This window comes from Rhizobium sp. AN5 (assembly GCF_900215255.1).
Taxonomy (GTDB): domain Bacteria; phylum Pseudomonadota; class Alphaproteobacteria; order Rhizobiales; family Rhizobiaceae; genus Agrobacterium; species Agrobacterium tumefaciens.
Genome location: NZ_OCMJ01000004.1, coordinates 822,275 through 844,381, shown reverse-complemented (window position 1 = coordinate 844,381; position 22,107 = coordinate 822,275). Strand labels below are relative to the sequence as shown.

At 60.1% G+C, this 22,107-nt stretch carries 23 protein-coding genes; 16 read left to right on the top strand and 7 right to left on the bottom strand.

Annotated features, from left to right (window positions below; genetic code table 11):
- Positions 1-3: 3 nt before the first annotated feature.
- Positions 4-579, top strand: a complete 576-nt coding sequence (gene rplI, locus CRP02_RS16560) for a 50S ribosomal protein L9 (RefSeq protein ID WP_003512362.1) — start codon at positions 4-6, stop codon at positions 577-579.
- A gap of 272 nt (positions 580-851) precedes the next feature.
- Here the strand turns inward: rplI and CRP02_RS16550 are convergent, their stop codons facing one another.
- From CRP02_RS16550 to CRP02_RS16540, 3 genes are read right to left on the bottom strand one after another with little or no spacing between them, the layout of a single operon-like run.
- A complete protein-coding gene (locus CRP02_RS16550; RefSeq protein WP_097171758.1) occupies positions 852-1,919 on the bottom strand; it encodes an HlyD family secretion protein in 1,068 nt (355 codons plus the stop codon).
- An 18-nt stretch (positions 1,920-1,937) separates the two neighbouring features.
- The gene (locus CRP02_RS16545; RefSeq protein ID WP_162701220.1) at positions 1,938-3,635 is read right to left on the bottom strand and encodes an MFS transporter; all 1,698 of its coding nucleotides are present in this window, start codon (positions 3,633-3,635) and stop codon (positions 1,938-1,940) included.
- The gene (locus tag CRP02_RS16540) at positions 3,632-4,087 is read right to left on the bottom strand and encodes a MarR family winged helix-turn-helix transcriptional regulator (RefSeq protein WP_003512359.1); all 456 of its coding nucleotides are present in this window, start codon (positions 4,085-4,087) and stop codon (positions 3,632-3,634) included. The genes CRP02_RS16545 and CRP02_RS16540 overlap by 4 nt, the downstream gene beginning before the upstream one ends.
- Positions 4,088-4,397: 310 nt before the next feature.
- On the opposite strand from CRP02_RS16540, the gene CRP02_RS16535 reads away from it, so the two are divergent.
- Positions 4,398-5,894, top strand: coding sequence for a replicative DNA helicase (locus tag CRP02_RS16535; protein WP_097171757.1), 1,497 nt, complete (start codon positions 4,398-4,400; stop codon positions 5,892-5,894).
- Between the two features lie 91 nt (positions 5,895-5,985).
- Here CRP02_RS16535 and CRP02_RS16530 read toward each other — a convergent pair whose 3' ends face one another.
- The 3 genes from CRP02_RS16530 to CRP02_RS16520 all read right to left on the bottom strand — a co-directional run bounded on the left by CRP02_RS16530 (position 5,986) and on the right by CRP02_RS16520 (position 7,939).
- The gene (locus tag CRP02_RS16530; protein WP_097102116.1) at positions 5,986-6,288 is read right to left on the bottom strand and encodes an AzlD family protein; all 303 of its coding nucleotides are present in this window, start codon (positions 6,286-6,288) and stop codon (positions 5,986-5,988) included.
- On the bottom strand, positions 6,285-6,989 hold the full coding sequence (locus CRP02_RS16525; RefSeq protein WP_097171756.1) for an AzlC family ABC transporter permease: 705 nt from the start codon (positions 6,987-6,989) through the stop codon (positions 6,285-6,287). The genes CRP02_RS16530 and CRP02_RS16525 overlap by 4 nt, the downstream gene beginning before the upstream one ends.
- Positions 6,990-7,081: 92 nt before the next feature.
- Entirely contained in the window at positions 7,082-7,939 is an 858-nt protein-coding gene (locus CRP02_RS16520; RefSeq protein WP_179784049.1) for an AraC family transcriptional regulator, read from the bottom strand.
- Positions 7,940-8,024: 85 nt separating this feature from the next.
- On the opposite strand from CRP02_RS16520, the gene alr reads away from it, so the two are divergent.
- The 14 genes from alr (at position 8,025) to rarD (ending at position 20,182) form a co-directional block, all read left to right on the top strand.
- Entirely contained in the window at positions 8,025-9,200 is a 1,176-nt protein-coding gene (gene alr, locus CRP02_RS16515) for an alanine racemase (RefSeq protein ID WP_097171755.1), read from the top strand.
- A 65-nt stretch (positions 9,201-9,265) separates the two neighbouring features.
- Positions 9,266-9,535, top strand: coding sequence for a type II toxin-antitoxin system ParD family antitoxin (locus tag CRP02_RS16510; RefSeq protein ID WP_097171754.1), 270 nt, complete (start codon positions 9,266-9,268; stop codon positions 9,533-9,535).
- Positions 9,489-9,848 carry a type II toxin-antitoxin system RelE/ParE family toxin gene (locus tag CRP02_RS28070; protein ID WP_174002327.1) on the top strand — a complete coding sequence of 120 codons (360 nt, stop codon included), beginning with the start codon at positions 9,489-9,491 and terminating at the stop codon, positions 9,846-9,848. Before CRP02_RS16510 ends, CRP02_RS28070 begins: the two co-directional genes overlap by 47 nt.
- Entirely contained in the window at positions 9,849-11,249 is a 1,401-nt protein-coding gene (gene radA, locus CRP02_RS16500) for a DNA repair protein RadA (protein ID WP_003512347.1), read from the top strand. It begins immediately after the preceding gene.
- A 95-nt stretch (positions 11,250-11,344) separates the two neighbouring features.
- Entirely contained in the window at positions 11,345-11,932 is a 588-nt protein-coding gene (locus CRP02_RS16495) for a CvpA family protein (RefSeq protein ID WP_097102108.1), read from the top strand.
- 138 nt (positions 11,933-12,070) lie between these two features.
- A complete protein-coding gene (gene purF / locus CRP02_RS16490) occupies positions 12,071-13,564 on the top strand; it encodes an amidophosphoribosyltransferase (RefSeq protein ID WP_003512343.1) in 1,494 nt (497 codons plus the stop codon).
- Positions 13,565-13,715: 151 nt separating this feature from the next.
- Positions 13,716-14,456, top strand: coding sequence for an SDR family NAD(P)-dependent oxidoreductase (locus CRP02_RS16485; protein ID WP_097171753.1), 741 nt, complete (start codon positions 13,716-13,718; stop codon positions 14,454-14,456).
- Positions 14,457-14,681: 225 nt separating this feature from the next.
- The gene (cysS, locus tag CRP02_RS16480) at positions 14,682-16,067 is read left to right on the top strand and encodes a cysteine--tRNA ligase (protein ID WP_097102106.1); all 1,386 of its coding nucleotides are present in this window, start codon (positions 14,682-14,684) and stop codon (positions 16,065-16,067) included.
- A 252-nt stretch (positions 16,068-16,319) separates the two neighbouring features.
- Positions 16,320-16,688, top strand: a complete 369-nt coding sequence (locus CRP02_RS16475; protein ID WP_097171752.1) for an endonuclease domain-containing protein — start codon at positions 16,320-16,322, stop codon at positions 16,686-16,688.
- Entirely contained in the window at positions 16,685-17,161 is a 477-nt protein-coding gene (locus CRP02_RS16470) for a GFA family protein (RefSeq protein WP_097102102.1), read from the top strand. Before CRP02_RS16475 ends, CRP02_RS16470 begins: the two co-directional genes overlap by 4 nt.
- Complete coding sequence (locus CRP02_RS16465) at positions 17,158-17,622, top strand: GFA family protein (protein WP_097102099.1); 465 nt, start codon at positions 17,158-17,160, stop codon at positions 17,620-17,622. The genes CRP02_RS16470 and CRP02_RS16465 overlap by 4 nt, the downstream gene beginning before the upstream one ends.
- Positions 17,619-18,098 carry a GFA family protein gene (locus tag CRP02_RS16460; RefSeq protein WP_097171751.1) on the top strand — a complete coding sequence of 160 codons (480 nt, stop codon included), beginning with the start codon at positions 17,619-17,621 and terminating at the stop codon, positions 18,096-18,098. The genes CRP02_RS16465 and CRP02_RS16460 overlap by 4 nt, the downstream gene beginning before the upstream one ends.
- 3 nt (positions 18,099-18,101) lie before the next feature.
- Positions 18,102-19,058, top strand: a complete 957-nt coding sequence (gene pip / locus CRP02_RS16455; protein ID WP_097171750.1) for a prolyl aminopeptidase — start codon at positions 18,102-18,104, stop codon at positions 19,056-19,058.
- A gap of 215 nt (positions 19,059-19,273) precedes the next feature.
- On the top strand, positions 19,274-20,182 hold the full coding sequence (gene rarD, locus CRP02_RS16450) for an EamA family transporter RarD (protein ID WP_097171749.1): 909 nt from the start codon (positions 19,274-19,276) through the stop codon (positions 20,180-20,182).
- Between the two features lie 57 nt (positions 20,183-20,239).
- Here rarD and CRP02_RS16445 read toward each other — a convergent pair whose 3' ends face one another.
- A complete protein-coding gene (locus CRP02_RS16445) occupies positions 20,240-22,000 on the bottom strand; it encodes a peptidoglycan D,D-transpeptidase FtsI family protein (protein WP_097171748.1) in 1,761 nt (586 codons plus the stop codon).
- Between the last annotated feature and the right edge of the window lie 107 nt (positions 22,001-22,107).

Genomic DNA, 22,107 nt, shown 5'->3' with positions numbered 1-22,107 from the left:
AAGATGGACGTTATTCTTCTCGAACGCATCAACAAGCTCGGCCAGATGGGCGAAACCGTAAAGGTTCGCGACGGTTACGCACGTAACTTCCTGCTGCCGCAGGGCAAGGCGCTGCGCGCCAACGCCGCCAACAAGACCCGTTTCGAAACCGAGCGTGCAACGCTTGAAGCCCGTAACCTCGAGCGCAAGTCGGAAGCCCAGAAGGTTGCCGAAGCACTCGAAGGCAAGTCCTTCATCGTCGTTCGCTCGGCTGGCGAAACCGGTCAGCTTTACGGTTCTGTTGCTGCTCGCGACGTCGTTGAAATCCTCGGCGCCGAAGGCTTCAACATCGGCCGCAACCAGGTTGAACTGAACACGCCGATCAAGACTATCGGCCTGCACAACGTTACCCTGCACCTGCACGCCGAAGTCGAGCTTCAGGTCGAGCTGAACGTTGCCCGTTCTGCCGAAGAAGCCGAGCGTCAGTCCAAGGGCGAAAGCCTCACCTCCGCCGACGCCATCTACGGCGTTGACGAAGACGCCCTGCGTCCGGAAGACTTCTTCGATCCGGAAGCTGACGGCAACGACGACGACGAATAAGATTTTGGCCTTGTGGTCATAAGGAAAACCCCGGATGGCGACATCCGGGGTTTTTCGTTTTTTGGCGGTGGCGTGGAGTGTGCGGAGAGGTTACCCCCTCTGCCCTGCCGGGCATCTCCCCCACAAGGAGGGAGATCAGCAGGGCGATCCCACATCGCTAATAGCCGCAACGTTGAGGTTGTCGAGCGCAAGCCACAATTCGATCTCCCCCCTTGTGGGGGAGATGTCCGGCAGGACAGAGGGGGTGCCTCTCGGCATACTCAATAGCCAGACTACTTCGCCGCCGTCTCCGCACCCTCAGGCGACGTACTCTTGTCCACATGCACAACCACCGACATGCCCGGCGACAGATCCGCTGCCAGCGGCTGATCGGCGTCGATTGCGATGCGCACGCCGAGACGCTGGGCGATCTTCACGAAATTGCCGGTGGCATTGTCGGGCTTGATGACGGCGAATTCCGAACCCGTGGCGGGCGAGAACCGCTCGACACGGCCGTTGAGTTTGCGGCGATGCAGGGCATCCACCGAGATCGTAACCGGCTGGCCGACCTGCATGCCCGCGAGCTGGGTTTCCTTGAAATTGGCGATGACCCAGACATCATGCGGCACAACCGCCATCAACTGCGTTCCGGCCGTCACATATTGACCGGTGCGTACGCCGATTTCGCCGAGCCTGCCGTCCACCGGCGCGTGAATTTCGGTATTGTCGAGATCGATCCTGGCGAGTTCGACCGCAGCCTCGGCATTGGCTACAGCGGCCTGCAGGGAACTGCGGTTAACTATGATCGTCTGCAAATCCTGCCGCGAGACCTCAAGTGCCGCTTTCGCCTGCGAGAGCGATGCCCTCGCCTTTTCAAGCGCGGCATGCGCCTCTTCCTGCAGGCTGGAGGTGCCGACACCGCTTTTGATGAGGTTGTCCTGACGGTCTGATGCCAGCTGCGCCTGTTTCAGAGATGCCTGCGCGCTATCGACAGCCGCCTCGCTGGAACGGATATTGGCATTGGCGGCGTTTTCCTGCTGGCGGGAATTGTCCAGTGCCGCCTTTTGCGTATCCAGCGCGGCTCCCGCCTGCGCCTGCTTCTGGCGGTAGATTCGGTCGTCGATCTTCGCCAGCAATGTGCCCTGTTTGACCTCCTGATAGTCCTTCACCGGCACATCCACGACATAACCGCTCACCTGCGGGCTCATCGTCGTCACGTAACCACGCACGAAGGCGTTGTCGGTCATTTCGACGGTTGAGAGGAATGGCGGCAGGCGCCATGCATAAAGCACGAGCGCGACGCCGGCGAGGCCGCCCAGCAGAACGAGAATGGAAACGGGGGTAAAAATCTTCTTCAGCATATTATCACTCTTGGAGGTTCAAGACTGTGGCGCCGGCGCGGCATCGACATTGTCCCGGAAAAAGCGGGGACGGATGCGCAGCCATGCAAGGTGGAGCAAAAGCGCCATGAGCGCCAGCGCCGCAACGGTGGAAATCAACAGGAACGTATCGTTATAGGCGAGCACATAGGCTTCCTTGGTAACCTGCTGACCAAGGAGCGAAAGCCCCTCGGCCTTCAGCAGCGCCGGATCGGTGATGACGTGGCTGTAGGCGCCGGAAAGCTGCGACACGCGCTGGGCGACCAAAGGGTTGGTGAGCAGGATATTTTCTACCAGAATATTGGAATGGAATTTTTCGCGCAGCGTCACAAAACTGCCGAGCAGCCCGGTCATCAACATCGATCCGGTAATCTGGGTGAACAGGAAGATGGTGATGAAATTCACCAGATAGGGCGCTCCGCGCGCAAGTGCGGCGGCAAACCCCTTGGCCATAACGGGCGGCAGGAACATGGCCGCACCGAAGGCGATCATCATCTGGCTCAGATACATCTGCGCTGGCCGCGTCAGATTGTTGGACTGGCTGTCCAGAAAAGCGCCGGCCGCAATCAGGGTAAGCGCAATCACATGAGCGGTATCGACATATTTCGTCAGCATCAGCCAGGCACAGGCCGCACCGCCGAGAACCGTCGCCAAAAGCACCAGAGCATAAAGCGTGATCGTCTGGTCGTTCAAAAGGCCAAGCTGCTGGTAGAAACTCACCGCCGTGGAGGATTGCTCGGAGGAAACCGCACGGTAGATGAGCAGGACCGCTATGACATGCAGGTTGGTTTTCGAAAAAATCCAGCGCAGGTCAAGCAGCGGGTTCTTGCGCGGCAACTCGATGACGACCATCAGCGTGAGAAGCGTGATCGACGTGGCCAGAAGCACGCCCAGCCACCATGTTTCGAACCACCAGTAAAACCGGCCAAGCGTGAGCATGACCGCAAGACAGCCAAGGCCACCCGCAAACAGAAGGTAACTCAGAATATCCGTGCGCTCGATGACTTTCGCGCGCGGCGGCGGCGTGACTTTCAACAGGTAGATCAAGGCGAGCGAGATCAGCGCGAAGCCCATTTCCATCGTGTAGAGGGCATTCCAGCCGCCGATTTGCAGCAAGGAAGGCGAGACGATGCGCGCGAGCGGTGCAGACAGCAAGGTTCCAGTGAGCGCGATGCTGAAGCCCAGCGAGAATTTCCGCGCCGGCGGAAAGGCCTCCAGAATGTAGAGAAAGCCGAGCGAAGAAAGAGGTGCCGCCGCCATGCCGCTGAGGAAGCGGATGACGATCGCCGAATGCAGGTCTGTCACGAACAGGTTGAGGCATGAGGCGACGACGAAGACGATGATCGAAAGTTCGGCAAAGGGCCGCAGGCCATATTGCGTTCGCACCTTGAACAGCGCGATGGAAAACGTGGCATAGGGGGCCATATAGGCGGCGGAAAGCCAGGCGACCTCGGCCACCGTGGCGGAAAATTCGCCCTGCAACTGGTAGAGATTGGCCATGACGAGGTTCATGCCCAACCCTTGCGTGATGAAGAACGCCAGGCCCGCAAAGATGAAACACAGCCGCAGCCACACTGGCCGCTCCACCGGCTGCGGCGCGGCGGCGGCGGCAGATTCCGGCGCGCTCGCCGGCTTTACCGTCACGTCGGCATTTTCAGAGGCGGTCTCATCTGCCGTTTGCGGCACCACGGTACTCACGATTGCGCCCTCCCGCTTGCCAGATTTTGCAGATTGGCCGAAAGCCTGCGCATGACATCCAGCGCCATCGCCAGATCCTGCGAGGAAACATCGGCGGCGATTTCAGAACGGAGCGATTTTGCCACCGCCTGCACCGTTTCGGAGGTTTTCTCGCCCTCCTCCGTCATGTGGATTCGTTTGGCGCGGCGGTCGGTTTCGTCGGAGCGGCGCTCGATGAGGTTCTGTTTCTCCATGCCGTCAAGCACGCGCACCAGCGTCGGCGTTTCGATTTCCATCTCCTCGGCAAGCTCCGTCTGGGTCAGCGGCCCCCGTCGCGACAGCGCGAAAAGCGCACGCGCACGCGCCAAAGTCAGGCCGCTTTCCCCTACCCGCGCGTCAAAAAATGCGCGCAGCTTGCGGGTGAAGGCGGACACCTCGTCCAGAAGCTGTTCCTTGTCGGTTTCGCGGGACATGTCAGCAAGCCTTATAATTAGCACACTACTTATTTTCTACCTATTTATTTGGAAGCCTGCCGATTTTCAAGTTTCTTTCACGTCGGGTCTGCCATGCGATAAACTCATGGCAGCGAATCACGTTGCCGGGAATTTCCCGCCCCTTGTCCCCACCCGCCTGTGGATTGCTGGGGACAACTGAAGATGTGATCCAGCTTCGCAGACAGGACGTCAGGCTGCCATAGAGTGTTGCAACAATATCATTGACTGCCATGGCCAAGGAAGCCAAACCCGAAGTGTAGTGGCAAGGCAAAGGGAGATCGTGCAAACCATGAACGACGCTGTGAGAAAGATCACCCCCGCGCAACCGGCGGAACCGCATTACCGCGAGGCGCCGAACAATATCGAGGCCGAACAGGCGCTGCTGGGCGCCATCCTCGTCAACAACGACGCCTATTACCGCGTGTCGGACTTCTTGAAGCCCGTGCATCTTTACGAACCGCTGCACCGCAAGATTTTCGAAGTGGCGGGCGACATCATCCGCATGGGCAAGACCGCCAATCCGGTGACCATCAAGACCTTCCTGCCCGCAGACGACAAGGTCGGCGACCTGACGGTGGCGCAATATCTGGCGCGTCTGGCGGCAGAAGCCGTTTCGATCATCAATGCGGAAGATTACGGCCGGGCGATCTACGATCTGGCGCTGCGCCGCGCGCTGATCCAGATCGGCGAGGATGTCGTCAACATCGCCTATGATGCGCCGCTGGACATGCCGCCGCAGACGCAGATCGAAGACACCGAGCGCCGCCTGTTCGAACTGGCGGAAACCGGTCGCTACGATGGCGGCTTCCAGTCGTTCAACGATGCGGTGGCGCTGGCGATCGACATGGCGGGCGCCGCCTTCGAGCGTGACGGCAATCTTTCAGGCATTTCCACCGGCATCCATTCGCTCGACGCCCGCATGGGCGGCCTGCAGCGTTCCGACCTTATCGTACTTGCCGGTCGTCCGGGTATGGGCAAGACCTCGCTTGCCACCAACATCGCCTACAACATCGCGGCGACCTACGATCAGGAAGTCCAGCCTGATGGTTCGTTCAAGGCGAAAAACGGCGGCGTCGTCGGCTTCTATTCGCTCGAAATGTCGTCCGAACAGCTGGCAACCCGTATCATTTCCGAGCAGACGGAAGTGTCTTCCTCGAAAATCCGCCGCGGTGACATTACCGAGGCCGATTTCGAGAAGCTCGTCGCCTGCTCCCAGATGATGCAGAAGGTGCCGCTTTACATCGACCAGACCGGTGGTATCTCCATCGCCCAGCTTTCCGCCCGTGCCCGTCGACTGAAGCGCCAGCGTGGTCTTGACGTTCTGGTGGTCGACTATATTCAGCTGATGACCGGCGCCGGCAAGAGCGGTGAGAACCGCGTGCAGGAAATCACCCAGATCACCACGGGCCTTAAGGCGCTCGGCAAGGAACTCAACGTTCCCATCATCGCGCTTTCACAGCTCTCCCGTGCGGTGGAAAGCCGTGAGGACAAGCGCCCGCAGCTTTCCGACCTGCGTGAATCGGGCTCGATCGAGCAGGACGCCGACGTGGTGCTGTTCGTGTTCCGTGAGGAGTATTACGTCAAGAACATGGAGCCGCGCGATATTTCCGATCCGAAATATGCCGAGTGGGAAGCCCTGTTTGACAAGGTGAAAGGCACCGCCGACGTCATCATCGCCAAGCAGCGTCACGGACCGACCGGCACGGTGAAACTCGCCTTCCAGTCCGAATTCACCCGCTTTGCGGATCTGGCCGACCCGAGCTTCAGCCAGTACGAAGAGCATTGATCTGAACCGAGGGCGAAACCGGGTCAGCGTTTCGCCCTGCATGCTCTAAATCGAAACTGGGGAATCTTTTCAGAACTTTGGCGGGATTGCCTCACAATCCGATTCCGCGCAAAAGCGCAACGGTGACGACGCCGAGCGTTGCGGCTGGGAGCAGGCTGAGGCGGAATGCCGCGACTGCCGTCACCGCGCAGGCGATTGTTTCCGCCATTCCGCTTGAGAATGCCGTTGGCGTCACCACAGCCATCAAGACCGCAGGCGGAACCACGCCGAGCGCTTTTTTCAGACGCGGCGTCAGGGTGAAATGGTTGACCAGCAGCAGACCCCCAAGACGCGTAGCGACGGTGGCCGCCATCATGGCGAGGATCGCCAGCAGGGTGTTCGTATCAAGCGTCATGCCGGCTGCTCCACCTCGTCCCCGCGGCCGAAGGCTGCGACGGAAAGTCCCGCAAGCGCACCGGCGGCTATGTACCAGGCGCCTGGGACCAGCGCGTGCGTGACAAAGGCGGCGGCAGCGCTTGCCAGCAGCACCAGGCCCGTTTCCCTGCCCTTCCAGAACCCCATCAGCAGCACGATGAAGACGGCCGGAAAAGCGAAGTCCAGACCGATGACCGTCATGTCCCCCATCACCGAGCCTAAAAGTGCGCCCGTGAGCGTGGCGAGGTTCCAGACGAGGTAAATCGAAAGCGCAGCACCGGTGAAAAATGCGGCCGTCAGCCTGCCGGCAACTGCCCTGAATTCCGATAGCGCCCAGGATTCGTCCGTCAGCACCAGCATGGCCGCATATTTTCGCCAGCCGGTAAAGTCATCGAGCTTGCCGGCGATGGAAGCGCTCATCAGCACATGGCGAAGATTGACCAGCAGCGCGGCAAAACCGAGCGCGCTCCAGCTTGCCGGATGCGTCCACAGATCCATGGCGACGAATTGCGAGCCACCTGCAAAGACGAGAATCGACATCAGCGAGGCTTCCAGCGGCGACAATCCCTTGCCGACCGCGACTGCACCGAACACGGCGCCGATCGGCACCATGGCGACCAGCAGGGGTGCCGCAGCTCTCAGGCCTGCGCCAAGCTCTGCACGTTTTTCCAGTACGGACATTGCATTCTCCTTTTCAGAGACATGCGATTACGCCCGCAAGTTTTTCCAGTCTTGAATGAAAGTGACGTTGCGCTTCGGAATGGCCACCAAAATCACGCCGTCCGGAATTGTCCCGGCGTGACGCCGGTGCGCGCCTTGAAATGCCGCGTAAAATGCGCCTGATCGGCAAAACCGCACAACGCCGCTACATCCGCCGGCATTTCGCCGGCGCGCAGAAGACGGCGCGCGCGCCTTATGCGCACATCCGTCAGATAGGCATGCGGGGTGATGTGGAACTCCTTGCGGAAGGCCCGGATGAGATGCGCGCGGCTGAGACCAGCGATGGACGCCAGTTCCTCAAGGCCGATATCGGTCTCGTAATTATCGGAGAGATAGTCGCGAGCGGTATAGACCGCCGTCTTCTCGCGGGTTTCAATGGCCAGGATAATGGCGCTGCCATGCCTGCCGAACAGTGCCGCCAGAACCGAGAACATGCCCTCATCCGCCTCAAGAGCGCCGGACTTGGCCTCCAGCCTGCGATGCGCCATCTGAAAAGCGGCGGCCATCTGCGGATCACGCGGCAGAAACCGTGGAAAGGACGGCATGCCGTGGAAGGCCCTGCCCGTCACATCCTCGATAATATCACGCAGTAGTGCTGCGTCGGGATAGATCATCCGATAACGATAACCGCCGCCACCCGGCGCACCATCGTGAATCTCGTCCGGATTGATGAGATAGAGATGCCCCGGCCCGGTCTGTTCCCTGGTGCCCTGAATGGTGGAAATCTGCGAGCCGCTTTCGATCGCGCCGATCGAGAAGGTATCATGCGCGTGCGGCGAATATTCATGCGTCAGAAACGTCGCGCTCAGACATTCCATGCCGCCAAAACGTGGGTCGCGCCAGAAACGCGTCGTTTCCGTCGCTGCAACCGGCATGACGTCTATGGCCTGTTCCTGCGAAACATTGTGCATAGAACGACTTTAAACCAATCGGTCATTACCGTCTTGAACAAAAGTGCTAGGGTCCGAACCGGTTCCAATCAACCGGACGCATGGCATGACAGACGACTTCGAAGACACATTTCCCGAACACGAAACCGACGCTTTCGAACATGCGCCGCTGAGGCTGACCGTCGATCTCGGCGCGCTTGCCGACAATTGGCGCGACATGAAAAAGCGGTCCGGCAAGGCGCGGACGGCGGCCGTCGTGAAAGCGGATGCCTACGGGCTCGGTATCGAGGATTGCGGCGCGACGCTCTACCATGCCGGCGCACGCGACTTCTTCGTGGCCACGGTGTCCGAAGGTGCGACCTTGCGATCCTATGCACCGGAAGCGCGCATCTTCGTGCTGTCAGGCATCTGGCGGGGCCAGGAGCGTCAGGTCTTCGACAATGATCTCGTGCCGGTTCTGGCCTCGGAGGAACAGCTCTCCTTCTGGATGGCGACGGTTGCCGAACGCGGCGAACACCCCTGCGCGCTGCATGTGGATACGGGCTTCAACCGGCTTGGCCTGCCGCTGGACGACGCGCTGTTTCTGGCCGACGACGTGACCCGGCCGGCGAGTTTCGATCCGGTTCTGGTGCTCTCCCACCTCGCCTGCGCCGACACGCCTTCTTCGCCGATGAACAGGGTTCAGCTCGAATCATTCCACAAGGTTAGCGCCGCTTTCGAAGGTATCGAATCAAGCCTTTCCGCCTCTGCCGGAATCTTTATGGGACCGGACTATCATTTCGATCTCACCCGCCCCGGCATCGCCCTTTACGGCGGCGAGGCAATCAACGATGTGGCAAACCCGATGCGGCCCGTCGCAAAGGCCGAAGCGCGGATCATCCAGATTCGCGAGGCCGGCGAAGGCCAGACCGTCAGCTATGGCGGCACCTATTTGCTGAAACGGGCAAGCCGCCTTGCCATCGCTTCCGTTGGTTATGCGGACGGATACCAGCGGTCGCTTTCCGGTTCCGGCATACCCTTGCGCGAAATGGGGCATGGCGGCGCTTACGGCATAGTCAACGGCCACAAGGCGCCGGTCGCCGGTCGTGTAACCATGGATCTCACAATTTTCGACATCACGGACATACCGGCAAACGCCGTCCGCACCGGCGATTATATCGAGCTTTTCGGCCCGAAAGTGCCGCTCGATGAGGTGGCGCGGGCCGCCGGTACTATCGGTTATGAAATGCTGACGGGGCTTGGCCTGCGTTACGAGCGGCAATATCTGATTGCCGATGACTAAGCCTCGCCTTTAGCCCTTGGAAAGCCGATGCCACCTGTGCTAAAAGAGAACAAAAGGAGATCGAAGTGCCCGAAATCCATTTGAGCGAACAGGACGAGAAGTTCATCGAAGAGCAGGTGGCGGCGGGCATCTACAGCGATGCGGATGCGGTTATTCACGCGAGCCTGCAATTGCTGAGCAGCGACGAAGGCAAGAGAGCCGCGCTTAAATTGCTGATACAGGAGGGCCTCGATGACGCGGAGGCGGGCCGGGTTCACCGTTACGCCTCCCAAGACGACTTCCTGAGCGATATCAAACGCGTTTCCGCGCAGCAAAAAACGGGGACCGATCATTAAAATCCGGACCTCTATCTGGACCACGCGGGCAAGGCGCGATCTTGCCGAAGACCACGCCTATATCGAGACCGAAAATCCCGTTGCGACGGATCGCCTCGTTCTCGATATCTTCAACAAAATCGAATCGATAGCGACGCTCGGCTTGTCCGGCGTCTCAAGAAGCGGGTATGGAGCCGGGCTCCGCAGCATTACCTTTCGCGAGCGCGTCATCTTCTTTCGGATTGACGAGGTTGATTTAACCGTTCTGCAGCGTGCTGCACGGCCACCAGGACATTTCCGCCAAAGATTTCAAACAAGAAGAAAACTGACATAGATGGCCAAAGCCAAGACCCAATTCGTGTGCCAGAACTGCGGCACGGTTCATACCCGCTGGGCGGGAAAATGCGAAGGCTGCGGCGAGTGGAATACCATCGTCGAAGAAGACCCGATGGGTGGCATCGGCTCCGGCCCCGGCAAGACGCCGAAAAAGGGCCGGGCGGTCGCGCTCACGGCGCTTTCGGGCGAGATCGAGGAGGCACCGCGCATTCCGACCGGCATCAGCGAACTGGACCGGGCAACCGGTGGCGGTTTCGTGCGCGGTTCGGCGGTGTTGATCGGCGGCGATCCCGGCATCGGCAAATCGACCCTGCTGATGCAGGCGGCGGCGGCCCTTTCGCGGCGCGGACATCGCGTCATCTATGTTTCTGGCGAAGAAGCGGTAGCGCAGGTGCGTCTGCGCGCCCAGCGGCTGGGTGCGGCTGAAACCGACGTGCTGCTGGCGGCAGAAACCAATGTCGAGGATATTCTGGCGACGATTTCCGAGGGCAAACGCCCCGATCTTGTCATCATCGATTCCATCCAGACGCTATGGAGCGACACGGCCGATTCCGCTCCCGGCACGGTAACGCAGGTGCGCACCGGCGTGCAGGCAATGATCCGTTACGCCAAGCAGACGGGCGCAACCATGGTGCTGGTGGGCCATGTGACCAAGGAAGGCCAGATCGCCGGTCCGCGCGTGGTGGAGCACATGGTCGACGCCGTGCTTTATTTCGAAGGCGACCGCGGCCACCATTACCGCATTCTGCGCACCGTCAAGAACCGCTTCGGGCCGACGGACGAGATCGGCGTGTTTGAAATGTCCGACCGCGGATTGCGCGAGGTCTCCAATCCGTCCGAACTGTTCCTTGGCGAGCGCAATGAGAAATCTCCCGGCGCCGCGGTCTTTGCCGGCATGGAGGGCACCCGTCCCATTCTGGTCGAGGTGCAGGCGCTGGTCGCGGCCACCTCGCTTGGCACGCCGCGCCGCGCCGTGGTCGGCTGGGACAGTTCGCGGCTCGCCATGATCCTTGCCGTGCTGGAAGCCCATTGCGGCGTGAAGCTCGGTCAGCACGACGTTTATCTGAACGTCGCCGGCGGATACCGCATTTCCGAACCGGCTGCGGATATGGCGATAGCCTCTGCGCTGGTTTCCTCGCTTGCCGGTCTTGCCCTGCCCGCCGATTGCGTCTATTTCGGCGAGATCAGCCTGTCGGGCGCGGTACGGCCAGTCTCGCATACGGGCCAGCGTTTGAAAGAAGCTGAAAAACTCGGTTTCTCCGCCGCACTTCTGCCGTCTGCTTCGGCTGAATTGCCGAAAGCGGGCAAGGGGCGCTGGACGGAAATAGAAAGCCTGCCGGACCTCGTGGCGCGCATCGCCGGTTCCGGCAACCGGTTCAAACAGGTTGAGGACGACTAAGATTGATCCTTTCGCCAAGGGAAACAGTGGTGTAAGAGGATCGCACAATTGGCAAGGCAGCGCCTGACAGGGCGTCGCACCTCCGGAGTTGGTATATGCCCATTACAATTTTCGACGGCATCGTCATCGCCGTTGTTCTTTTCTCCGCCATTCTCGCGATGGTGCGCGGTTTTTCCCGCGAGATTCTGTCCATCGCGAGCTGGGCCGGTTCGGTCGCCGCCGCCTATTATCTTTTCCCGATCCTGCTGCCCTATGCACGCAACTATACCGATGACGACAAGATCGCCATCGCCGGTTCGGCAGGCGTCGTCTTCCTCATCTCCCTCGTCGTCATTTCCTTCATCACCTCGCGCATTGCCGATTTCATCATCGACAGCCGCATCGGTGCGTTGGATCGCACGCTGGGTTTCCTGTTCGGCGCAGCGCGCGGCATTCTGCTGCTGGTCGTCGCGGTTGCCTTCTGGAACTGGCTGGTGGATGTGAAGACGCAGCCGCAATGGGTAACACAGGCCAAGTCCAAGCCTTTCCTCGACGGGCTGGTGGGCAAGCTGGAAGCGGTCCTGCCTGACGATATCGAGCCGCAGATCCGCGCCCGTATCCTCGGAAAACCGCAGGAACCGGCAGCTGCGCAGACGCCTGCGGAAGATGCACCGGCGACAAATGCGCCGGCAACGAATAATTGACACAGTGTCGCGCCTTGCAATGCATGCAAGGCGCGCTATTTGTGCTAAATATCAAGCACGACACAGACAGGCCGACCGGGAGACAAGCTCACCGGAGAGGTCTTTCGTTTTTCTCGGTAGAGAGCAAGGGCAAGCCGGATGATTGAGCCGCTTTCGCATTCCACTTTCAATGAAGAGATCGACGGCGACACGCTGCACGAAGAGTGCGGCGTGTTCGGCATTCTCGGCCACGCCGATGCCTCCGCCCTGACTGCACTCGGCCTGCATGCGCTTCAGCATCGCGGCCAGGAGGCAGCAGGCATCGTCTCCTTCGATGGCAAGCGCTTCCATCAGGAACGCCATATGGGCCTCGTCGGCGATCATTATACCGATCCGGCAACCCTTGCCCGCCTGCCCGGCTCCATCGCGATTGGCCATACCCGCTACTCCACCACAGGCGAAGTGGCGATGCGCAACGTGCAGCCGCTGTTTGCCGAGCTGGAAGAAGGCGGCATTTCGATTGCCCATAACGGCAATTTCACCAATGGCCTGACGCTTCGCCGACAGATCATCGCCACCGGCGCCATCTGTCAGTCGACGTCGGATACCGAAGTCGTGCTGCACCTCATCGCCCGTTCGCGTCACAGCTCCACTGCCGACCGTTTCATCGACGCCATCCGCCAGATGGAAGGTGGCTATTCGATGCTGGCGATGACCCGCACCAAGCTGATCGCAGCCCGCGACCCGATCGGCATCCGCCCGCTCGTCATGGGTGAGCTGGACGGCAAGCCGATCTTCTGCTCGGAAACCTGCGCTCTCGATATCATCGGCGCGAAATTCGTGCGTGACGTCGAAAACGGCGAAGTCATCATCTGCGAAATTCAGCCTGATGGTTCGATCACCATCGATGCGCGCAAGCCTTCGAAGCCGCAGCCGGAACGTCTCTGCCTGTTCGAATATGTCTATTTCGCCCGCCCCGATTCCGTCGTCGGCGGCCGCAACGTCTATACGACGCGCAAGAACATGGGCATGAACCTTGCCAAGGAAGCGCCGCTGGAAGCTGACGTTGTCGTTCCGGTGCCCGATGGCGGCACGCCGGCAGCACTTGGTTTTGCGCAGGAAAGCGGTATTCCGTTCGAATACGGTATCATCCGCAACCATTATGTCGGCCGTACGTTCATCGAGCCGACGCAGCAGATCCGCGCTTTTGGCGTCAAGCTCAAGCATTCCGCTAACCGGGCGATGATTGAAGGCAAGCGCGTGGTGCTGGTGGATGATTCGATCGTGCGCGGCACGACTTCATTGAAGATCGTGCAGATGATCCGCGAAGCGGGCGCGAAAGAAGTGCATATCCGCGTTGCCAGCCCGATGATCTTCCATCCGGATTTCTACGGCATCGACACACCTGATGCTGACAAGCTGCTCGCCAACCAATATGCCGATGTGGACGCCATGGCGAAATTCATTGGCGCCGATTCGCTTGCCTTCCTGTCGATCGACGGTCTTTACCGCGCCGTCGGTGGCGAGAACCGCAACAATGCGCGTCCGCAATTCACGGACCATTATTTTACCGGCGACTACCCTACCCGCCTTCTCGACCAGAATGGCGAGGCGATGGGCAGCAAGATTTCCGTGCTGGCCAGCAACGGCTGATAATGTTGAAATAACAAGCGGCCACCGGCTTCCGGTGGCCGCTTTTTTTGTGGCGGGCGATTGAAACAGTGCCCGCTGCGGCGTTTTGATCGCTTGCGGTTGGCGTCAGGGGCTTCATAAAACAAGCGGAATGAATTTCGGAGGGGGCAAAATGACCATCAATCTCAAGGGCAGGATCGCGCTTGTCACCGGCGCGTCGCGCGGTATCGGCTATTTCACGGCGCTGGAACTTGCCAAGGCCGGTGCGCATGTCATTGCCTGCGCCCGCACGGTCGGCGGTCTCGAGGATCTGGACGACGCCATCAAGGCCGTCGGCGGCACCGCGACGCTGGTTCCCTTCGATCTCGCCGATATGAACGCCATCGATGCTCTGGGCGCCAATATCTTCGAGCGCTGGGGCAAGCTCGATATTCTGGTCGCGAATGCCGGTGTTCTCGGCGTCATCTCGCCGGTCGGCCATATCGAGGCGAAAGTCTTCGAAAAGGTCATGACCATCAATGTCACCGCTACATGGCGGCTGATCCGCTCGGTCGAACCGTTGCTCCTGCGATCGGATGCCGGCCGCGCGTTGATCCTGTCTTCGGGTGCTGCCCACAGCTGTCGTCCCTTCTGGGGCGTTTATTCCACCTCCAAGGCCGCCGTTGAGGCACTTGCCCGCACCTGGGCTGCGGAAACCGATAAAACCGCGCTGCGCATCAACAGCATCAATCCCGGCGCTACACGCACCGCCATGCGCGCGCAGGCCATGCCCGGCGAAGACCCCGCAGACGTGCCGCACCCTTCTGAAGTTGCCGCCGCCATTGTTCAACTCGCTTCGCCTGAGCTTAACGAAACCGGCAAGCTCTTCGTGGTACGCGAGGGCAAATTCCTGGATTATCGCCAGCCTGAATAGGCTTTTGGTCAAGGCGGTCTCTTAAGGTGGTTCTGGCGCCTGCGAGAAACGCTTGACCGCGAAACACCGGCACGCCATAAGGCAAGGCATGAAAACAACGATCTGCACCTGCTGCTGAATAATTTTTGCTGGTTCACCACCGGCCAGATCGTTTTCGTCTCCCCGCAAGGTCCAACAGACAAACGGTCCGGCCAGGACAATTGACTGCCTTTAGGGAACGCCCGCATGTCCTTGCGCCTGAAACTCCACAACACCCTGACACGCGAAAAGACGGAATTTGCGCCGATCGACGCCGACAATGTGCGCATGTATGTCTGCGGACCAACGGTTTACGATTTCGCCCATATCGGCAATGCGCGCCCGGTCATCGTTTTCGATGTTCTTTACCGGCTGCTGCGCCACGTCTATGGCGAAAGCCATGTGACCTACGCTCGCAACATCACCGATCTCGACGACAAGATCAACGCAAGGGCGCTGCGCGACTATCCGCATCTGCCGCTGAACGACGCCATCCACGCGGTGACGAAAAAGACCGCCGACCAGTTCCATGAGGATGTGGCAGCACTCGGCTGCCTGCAGCCGACCGTTGAACCGCGCGCCACCGACTACATCGCCGAGATGATCGACATCATCGAGAAGCTGATCGCGCGCGGCCATGCCTATGCGGCGGGCGGCGAAGTGCTGTTCGACACCCGCTCGATGGCCGATTACGGCCAGCTGTCCAAACGCCCGCTGGACGAACAGCAGGCCGGCGCGCGCGTGGCGGTGGAAGCCCACAAGAAGACCCCCGGCGATTTCGTGCTGTGGAAACTTTCCTCTCATAATGAGCCGGGCTGGGAAAGCCCCTGGGGCCGAGGCCGTCCGGGCTGGCACATCGAATGCTCGGCCATGGCCGGTCGCTACCTCGGCGAAGTGTTCGATATTCATGGCGGCGGGCTCGATCTCATCTTCCCGCATCACGAGAACGAAATCGCGCAATCCCGCTGTGCCCATGGCACGCAGGTGATGGCCAATGTGTGGATGCATAACGGCTTCGTGCAGGTGGAAGGCCGCAAGATGTCGAAGTCCGAGGGCAACTTCGTGACCATCTATGAATTGCTGCACACCGAAAAATTCGGCGGCCGCCAATGGCCGGGCGAGGTTCTTCGCCTTGCCATGCTGATGACGCATTACCGCGAGCCAATCGATTTTTCGGTGAAGCGTCTCGAAGAGGCCGAACGTCTGCTCGCCAAGTGGCCGGCGGCCGAAGCCTCAGACGCCGCGCCGGACGAAACCGTGCTTGATGCGCTTGCCGACGACCTGAACACGGTTGCCGCCGTGCAGGCGCTTCATGCGCTGGCACATGCCGCCAACACCGATCCTGCCCGCCTGCCCGCCTTCGCGGCCAGCGCCGCCCTGCTCGGCGTATTGCCGAAGAAAGCGGAAGTGGACGAGGCCATCGTTTCGGCAGTCGATGCCCTGGTGCAGCTGCGCCTTGAAATGCTGAAGGCGAAGAACTTTGCGGAGGCTGATCGTTTGCGCGACGAGCTTTCTGAAAAGGGTATCCAGCTGAAGGATGGCAAGGACAAGGAAACCGGGGAACGGACGACGACCTGGGAGTTGAAGCGGTAGCGTCGCGTCTGCGGCTTACCCCCCTCTGCCCTGCCGGGCATATCCCCCTCAAGGGGGGAGATCAGATGCCGCGCGCTAGTACGATAAGTCCCCGCGCATTCCATAGGCAGGGTGCTAGCCGCTTGTCGATCTCCCCCCTTGAGGGGGAGATGCCCGGCAGGGCAGAGGGGGGTGATCCCCCACGACAGGCCCTTGATTTCGTCCACACCATGCTACAATCTCGCGGCAACCGTTCAAGTCGCGAGCATCCCAATGCCCCATGCCAAGGTCAGACCCCGACATCGGGAACATGCTCGGCAGATGCGCAAGGCCATGACCGGCGCCGAACTCAAGTTCTGGAACGCCGTCCGTGCCCATCGTCTTGCAGGTCTATCTTTCAGACGCCAGCTGCCTGTCGCAGGATACATCGTTGATTTCGCCTCCCCGTCGCATAAGATCATTGTCGAGTTAGACGGGTTTCAGCATGCGGAAGATGCTGCGGCAGACTATGATCGGCAACGAACGGAGACGCTGGAGCAGTGTGGCTGGCGGGTTCTGCGTTTCTGGAACGAAGATGTTGTGAAAGACATCGATAACGTCTGCCTGCACATACTCCGCGTGACAGAGGAGAGCCAACCATGACCACCTACACCGGCGGATGCCAGTGCGGTGCGATCCGTTTTCGCGCCAGCGGGGAGTTGAAAGACAGTTCCGTCTGCCACTGCCGCATGTGCCAGAAGGCTTTCGGGGCATATTACGCGCCGCTGGTTTCGGTGCGTGAGGTCGAATTCGAATGGACGCGCGGCGAACCCAAGCGCTTCCAGTCCTCCAGCGTCGTCAAGCGCGGCTTCTGCCCCGAATGCGGCACGCCACTGACCTATGAGGCGCCGGATGGCATGGCGGTTGCGGCCGGTGCTTTCGACGATCCCGCCGCCTTGCCGCCCACCATTCAGTGGGGTGTGGAACGCAAGATCGATTTCGTCGACAGCATCCACACGCTACCCGCCGTCCCAACGGAAGACGATCTGACCTCGGTCGACTATCTGACCAACCTCGTTTCCTACCAGCACCCCGACCACGACACCGAGAGCTGGCCCCCGGAGAATAAACGATGAGCGAAACAGGCTTTTCCGGCGGCTGCCAGTGCGGCGCCGTGCGGTTTCATGCGGGCAAGATCGGTCGCCCCTCCATTTGCCATTGCCGCATGTGCCAGAAGCATTTCGGCAATTTCTTCGGTGCGCTCGTCACCGCCGATCAGGCGCATCTGACATGGACGCGCGGCCAGCCTTCCCTCTTCCGTTCATCTGCGAAAATCCATCGCGGCTTCTGCAACAAATGCGGCACGCCGCTGACCTACCATTATCCTGGCGGCGTAGAAATCGCGATCGGCGCTTTCGATCAGCCGGAGCGGATCGAACCGCAGGTGCAGGTCAATATCCACAAGCGCATGCCCTGGATCGAGCAGCTGTTTTCCAAACCTGCAATCGAGCAGAGCGTCGATGAGGCTGATATCACCTCCTTCCAGCACCCGGACCACGACACCAAGGTCTGGCCGCCGGAAGACGACCGCGCATGAACGGTTCAGAAAGCTTCAGCGGCGGATGCCAGTGTGGCGCCGTGCGTTACCGGATCGATGGCGGGTTGCGCTATCCGCATCTGTGTCATTGCCGCATGTGCCAGAAGGCATCGGGCAACTATTTCATGCCGCTTGCAGCAAGCACCCGCGCGAAGTTTGAAATGACCCGTGGCGAGGCTTCGTGGTTCCAGTCGTCCGATCACGTGCGGCGCGGTTTTTGCGGACGGTGCGGCACGCCGCTTTTCTATGACATGCCGGACGCCGATTTCATCAACATCACGCTTGGTTCGCTGGACGAGCCGGAGCGGATAAAGCCCGAGGCTCAATCAAATCTCGACAGCAAAATGCATTGGTTCGGGGAGCTTGACGGCTTGCCGGTCGAGCCGGAAGCTGCGCCGGATGAAAACCGGCTACCGGTCAACAACCGGCAACACCCGGATCGTGACACGGCCGAATGGCCACCCGAAGGAAAGTAAGACATGACCGAAGAATTGCTCAGCTTTTACCCCGAGATCGAACCCTTCGAGAGCGGCATGCTCGATGTCGGCGATGGGCACACGATCTATTGGGAACGAGTTGGTACACGCGGTGCAAAACCGGCGGTTTTCCTGCATGGCGGTCCTGGCGGCGGGGTAAACCCCACGCATCGCCGCGTTTTCGACCCGGCACTTTACGACGTCATCCTATTCGATCAGCGCGGCTGCGGTCGCTCCACGCCGCATGCGGAACTGGAAGCCAACACCACCTGGCATCTGGTTGCCGACATTGAAAGGCTCCGTGCGCTGTGCGGCTTTGAAAAATGGCTGGTTTTCGGCGGCTCCTGGGGCTCGACGCTGGCGCTTGCCTATGCCGAGACTCATCCCGAACGCGTGAGCGAACTGGTGCTGCGCGGCATCTACACGGTTACCAGGCCGGAACTGGACTGGTATTACCAGTTCGGCGTTTCTGAAATGTATCCCGATCGCTGGGAAAACTTTATCGCGCCAATTCCTGAAACCGAGCGCGGCGAGATGATGCAGGCCTATAACCGCTATCTCACCGGTACGGACGAAGCCAAGAAACTCGAATGCGCGCGAGCATGGAGCCAATGGGAAGGCGCAACCATCGCCCTTGTGACCGATCCGGCGCGCGTCGAGGATTTCGGCGAGGATAAATACGCCATCGCCTTCGCACGCATCGAGAACCACTTCTTCGTCAATGGCGGCTGGCTGGAGGAAGGGCAATTGCTGCGCGATGCCAACAAGCTTCGCGATATTCCGGGCGTCATCGTGCACGGGCGTTACGATATGCCCTGCCCGCTGAAATATGCCTGGCAGCTTGCCAAGGCCTGGCCGAAGGCGGATTTCCATATTGTCGAGGCAGCCGGGCATGCGCTGAGCGAACCTGGTATTCTTGACCAGCTGATCCGCGCAACCGATCGTTTCGGGGGGAAATAGGCAGGCCTTTCAGATGCTTGAAGCGACCTGATGAGACAACGATTCACGCAGATTTTCGTGCGTGGATCATCCCTCCTGTCGCAAAGTCGCCTGTTTCAAGGGCAAATCGCCTTTTATTCATGCAGTTTTTCTCATGAACGCTTCACGGAAATGAATTGGCCCGCGCTACGACGATCCGTTATGAAGGGCCATCCCTAATAATTGGCGGTACTCCCATGGCACTCGATAAAACGCTTCCGGCCCAAGAGGGCGGCGATAGCGCACGCGGTTTTGCTTTCGCGCTCTCCGCATATCTGCTGTGGGGATTCCTTCCCATCTACATGAAGGCGGTTGCGCATATTTCGCCTCTAGAGGTCATCGTGCACCGCGTCATCTGGTCGGTGCCGATCGGCGCCGCCGTCCTCATCGCTCTCGGTCGCACGGCGGAAATCCGCACTGCGCTGAAAACCCCTAAAATGCTCGCCATGGCAAGCCTCACGGCCGCCCTCATCAGCATCAACTGGGGCATCTATATCTGGGCGATCGGCGCGGGCCGCGCACTCGATGCCGCGCTCGGCTATTTTATCAATCCGCTGTTCAGCATCTTCCTCGGCGCGGTACTGCTCAAGGAAAAGCTTTATCCGGCGCAGATCGCCGCCATCGGCCTCGTGGGGCTGGCCGTTGCGATCCTCACCTGGCATGCGGGCAGCCTGCCATGGGTTTCCATCGCGCTTACCGTGTCCTGGGGTTTCTACGCCTTCTTCCGCAAGACGCTGCCAATCGGCGCCACACAGGGCTTCCTGCTTGAAGTCATGCTTCTTTCCGTTCCGGCCGTGCTGGTGCTGGCCTGGTTTGCCATTAGCGGACAGGCGCATTTCATGGCCGGCAATGCGACCGATACCTGGCTGCTTGCCGCCAGCGGCATCGTCACCGCCGTTCCGCTTATTCTTTACGGCAATGGTGCAAAGCTTCTGCGGCTGTCAACCATCGGCATCATGCAATATATCGCGCCGACGATGATCTTCCTCATCGCCATCTTCATCTTCAAGGAACCGTTCGACATGGTGCGGATGGCTTCCTTTGCAATGATCTGGGTGGCGCTGGCGATCTATACCGCATCGAGCCTGATGCGGCTGAAGCGATAACCTTCCGCGTCATGCCACCTCTCCACATTCCCGTATCTGTCACGGGAATGTGGGTCTTCAATAATCGACCAGCAATTGCGGTGTCGCGTCATAACCGAAGCGCGGTTTGACGCCGAGAAGTCCAGCCGTGTGCGTGATGATTTCGCGGGTCATGGGTGCGGCCGTCGAGGCAGCCGTGCGTCCTCCGTTCACGCCGGTCCTGGGGGCGTCGATCATCGTCAGCACGACATATTTCGGCTTGTGCATCGGAAAACCGGCAACGAAGGCGTTGAAATTGATATCCTTGGCATAGCGGCCATTGATGACCTTGTCGGCGGTTCCCGTCTTGCCGCCAACATGAAATCCCTCCACCTGCGCACCCCTGCCCGAACCCTTGATACCGTTCCAGTTGAAAAGGTAACGCATATCGGCGCTCGTCTTTCCGTTGATGACGGTGCGAGAAAGCACAGCCGCATCCTCTCGGGAGCGCGGCAGGAAGGTCGGCGAAATAAGGTTGCCGCCATTGATGAGCGCAGCTGCCGCCACCGCCGTCTGCAAAGGCGTAGTGGCAACGCCATGGCCGAAGGAAATGGTGACGGAATTGATCTTCTTCCATGTTCTCGGCTGGGTGGGCGTGGCAACGCCGGGCATTTCCGTGTCCATTCTGGAGAGAAGTCCCAGTTTCGTCAGGAACTGCTGGTGGCCTTCGACCCCGACCTTGTCGGCAACAGCCGCCGTGCCGATATTCGATGAATATTGAAACACTTCCGGGATCGACAGCGGGCGGTTCCGGCCCTTGAAATCCTTGATGGTGAAGCCGCCCATGCGGATGGGCCGCGACGCGTCAACTACCGAGTTGAGCGTTATGGCCCCTGCATCCAGTCCCATGGCAAGTGTGAAGCTCTTGAAGGTGGATCCCATCTCGAAGGTCGCATTGCTCATGCGGTTGAACCAGCCCTTTTCATACTCCCTGTCGATGCTGCCATCGGCAAGGGTGGGGGAAGGCTCGTTCGGGTCGTAATCCGGCACCGACGCCATGGCCAGCACCTCGCCCGTCTCCACATCCAGTATCACTGAACCGGCAGCCTCCGCCTGATAGGCGGTTTTCGCCTTGAGCACGACCTCACGCACGATGTTCTGCACCCGCAGATCGATCGACAACCTCACCGGCTCCAGCGGTGCACCGCTGGCAAGGCCGGTCGCGCGCAGGTCGGCCAGGCCCTGCTGGTCGAGATAACGTTCCATCCCCGCAAGGCCCTGATTGTCGACATTGACGTGGCCGATGATATGCGAGGCTGCGGGGCCACCCGGATAAAAGCGCCGTTTCTCCGGCCGGAAACCGATGCCGGGGATGCCGAGGTTGAGAATATCGGCCTGCTGGCGCGGCGTCAGCTGGCGCCGCAGCCATTGAAAGCCGGTGTCCGAGCGCAATCTGCGGTGCGTCTCGCGCCAGTCGAGATTGGGGATGACGGTTGCGAGTTTCTCGACAACCTCATCCGCGTCCACGACCCGGCGCGGATCCGCATAAAGCGACACCATGTTGAGATCGGTCGCGAGCAGCGTGCCGTTGCGGTCGAGGATATCGGGACGGGACGCGACTGCGGTAGCGCCGGTATTGATCCATGCGGTCGCAATGGGTTCGGCAAGGCCGTATTGGACCAGTCGCGCCGCAACGACGCCATAGATAACGGCAAAGACGGCGATCAATATTCCGAGCCGCTTTTTCGCGTCCACCCGGCGGCGGGCAGCGGAACCGAGGATCGCATCCCTGCCCTGAAACGGACTTCTCTGAATAATAAAATGCGTCCGGCTTTTCAGCCGCACCAAAAAAGCAATCATTCCCCAATGAGCCCCGCTATCATGGCGGCGAAAATCAAATTCCGCGCTCAGCCTACGCCTTGTAGACGCTGGCACAGGATCGAGCGCGGAGCCATGAAAACAGCGGG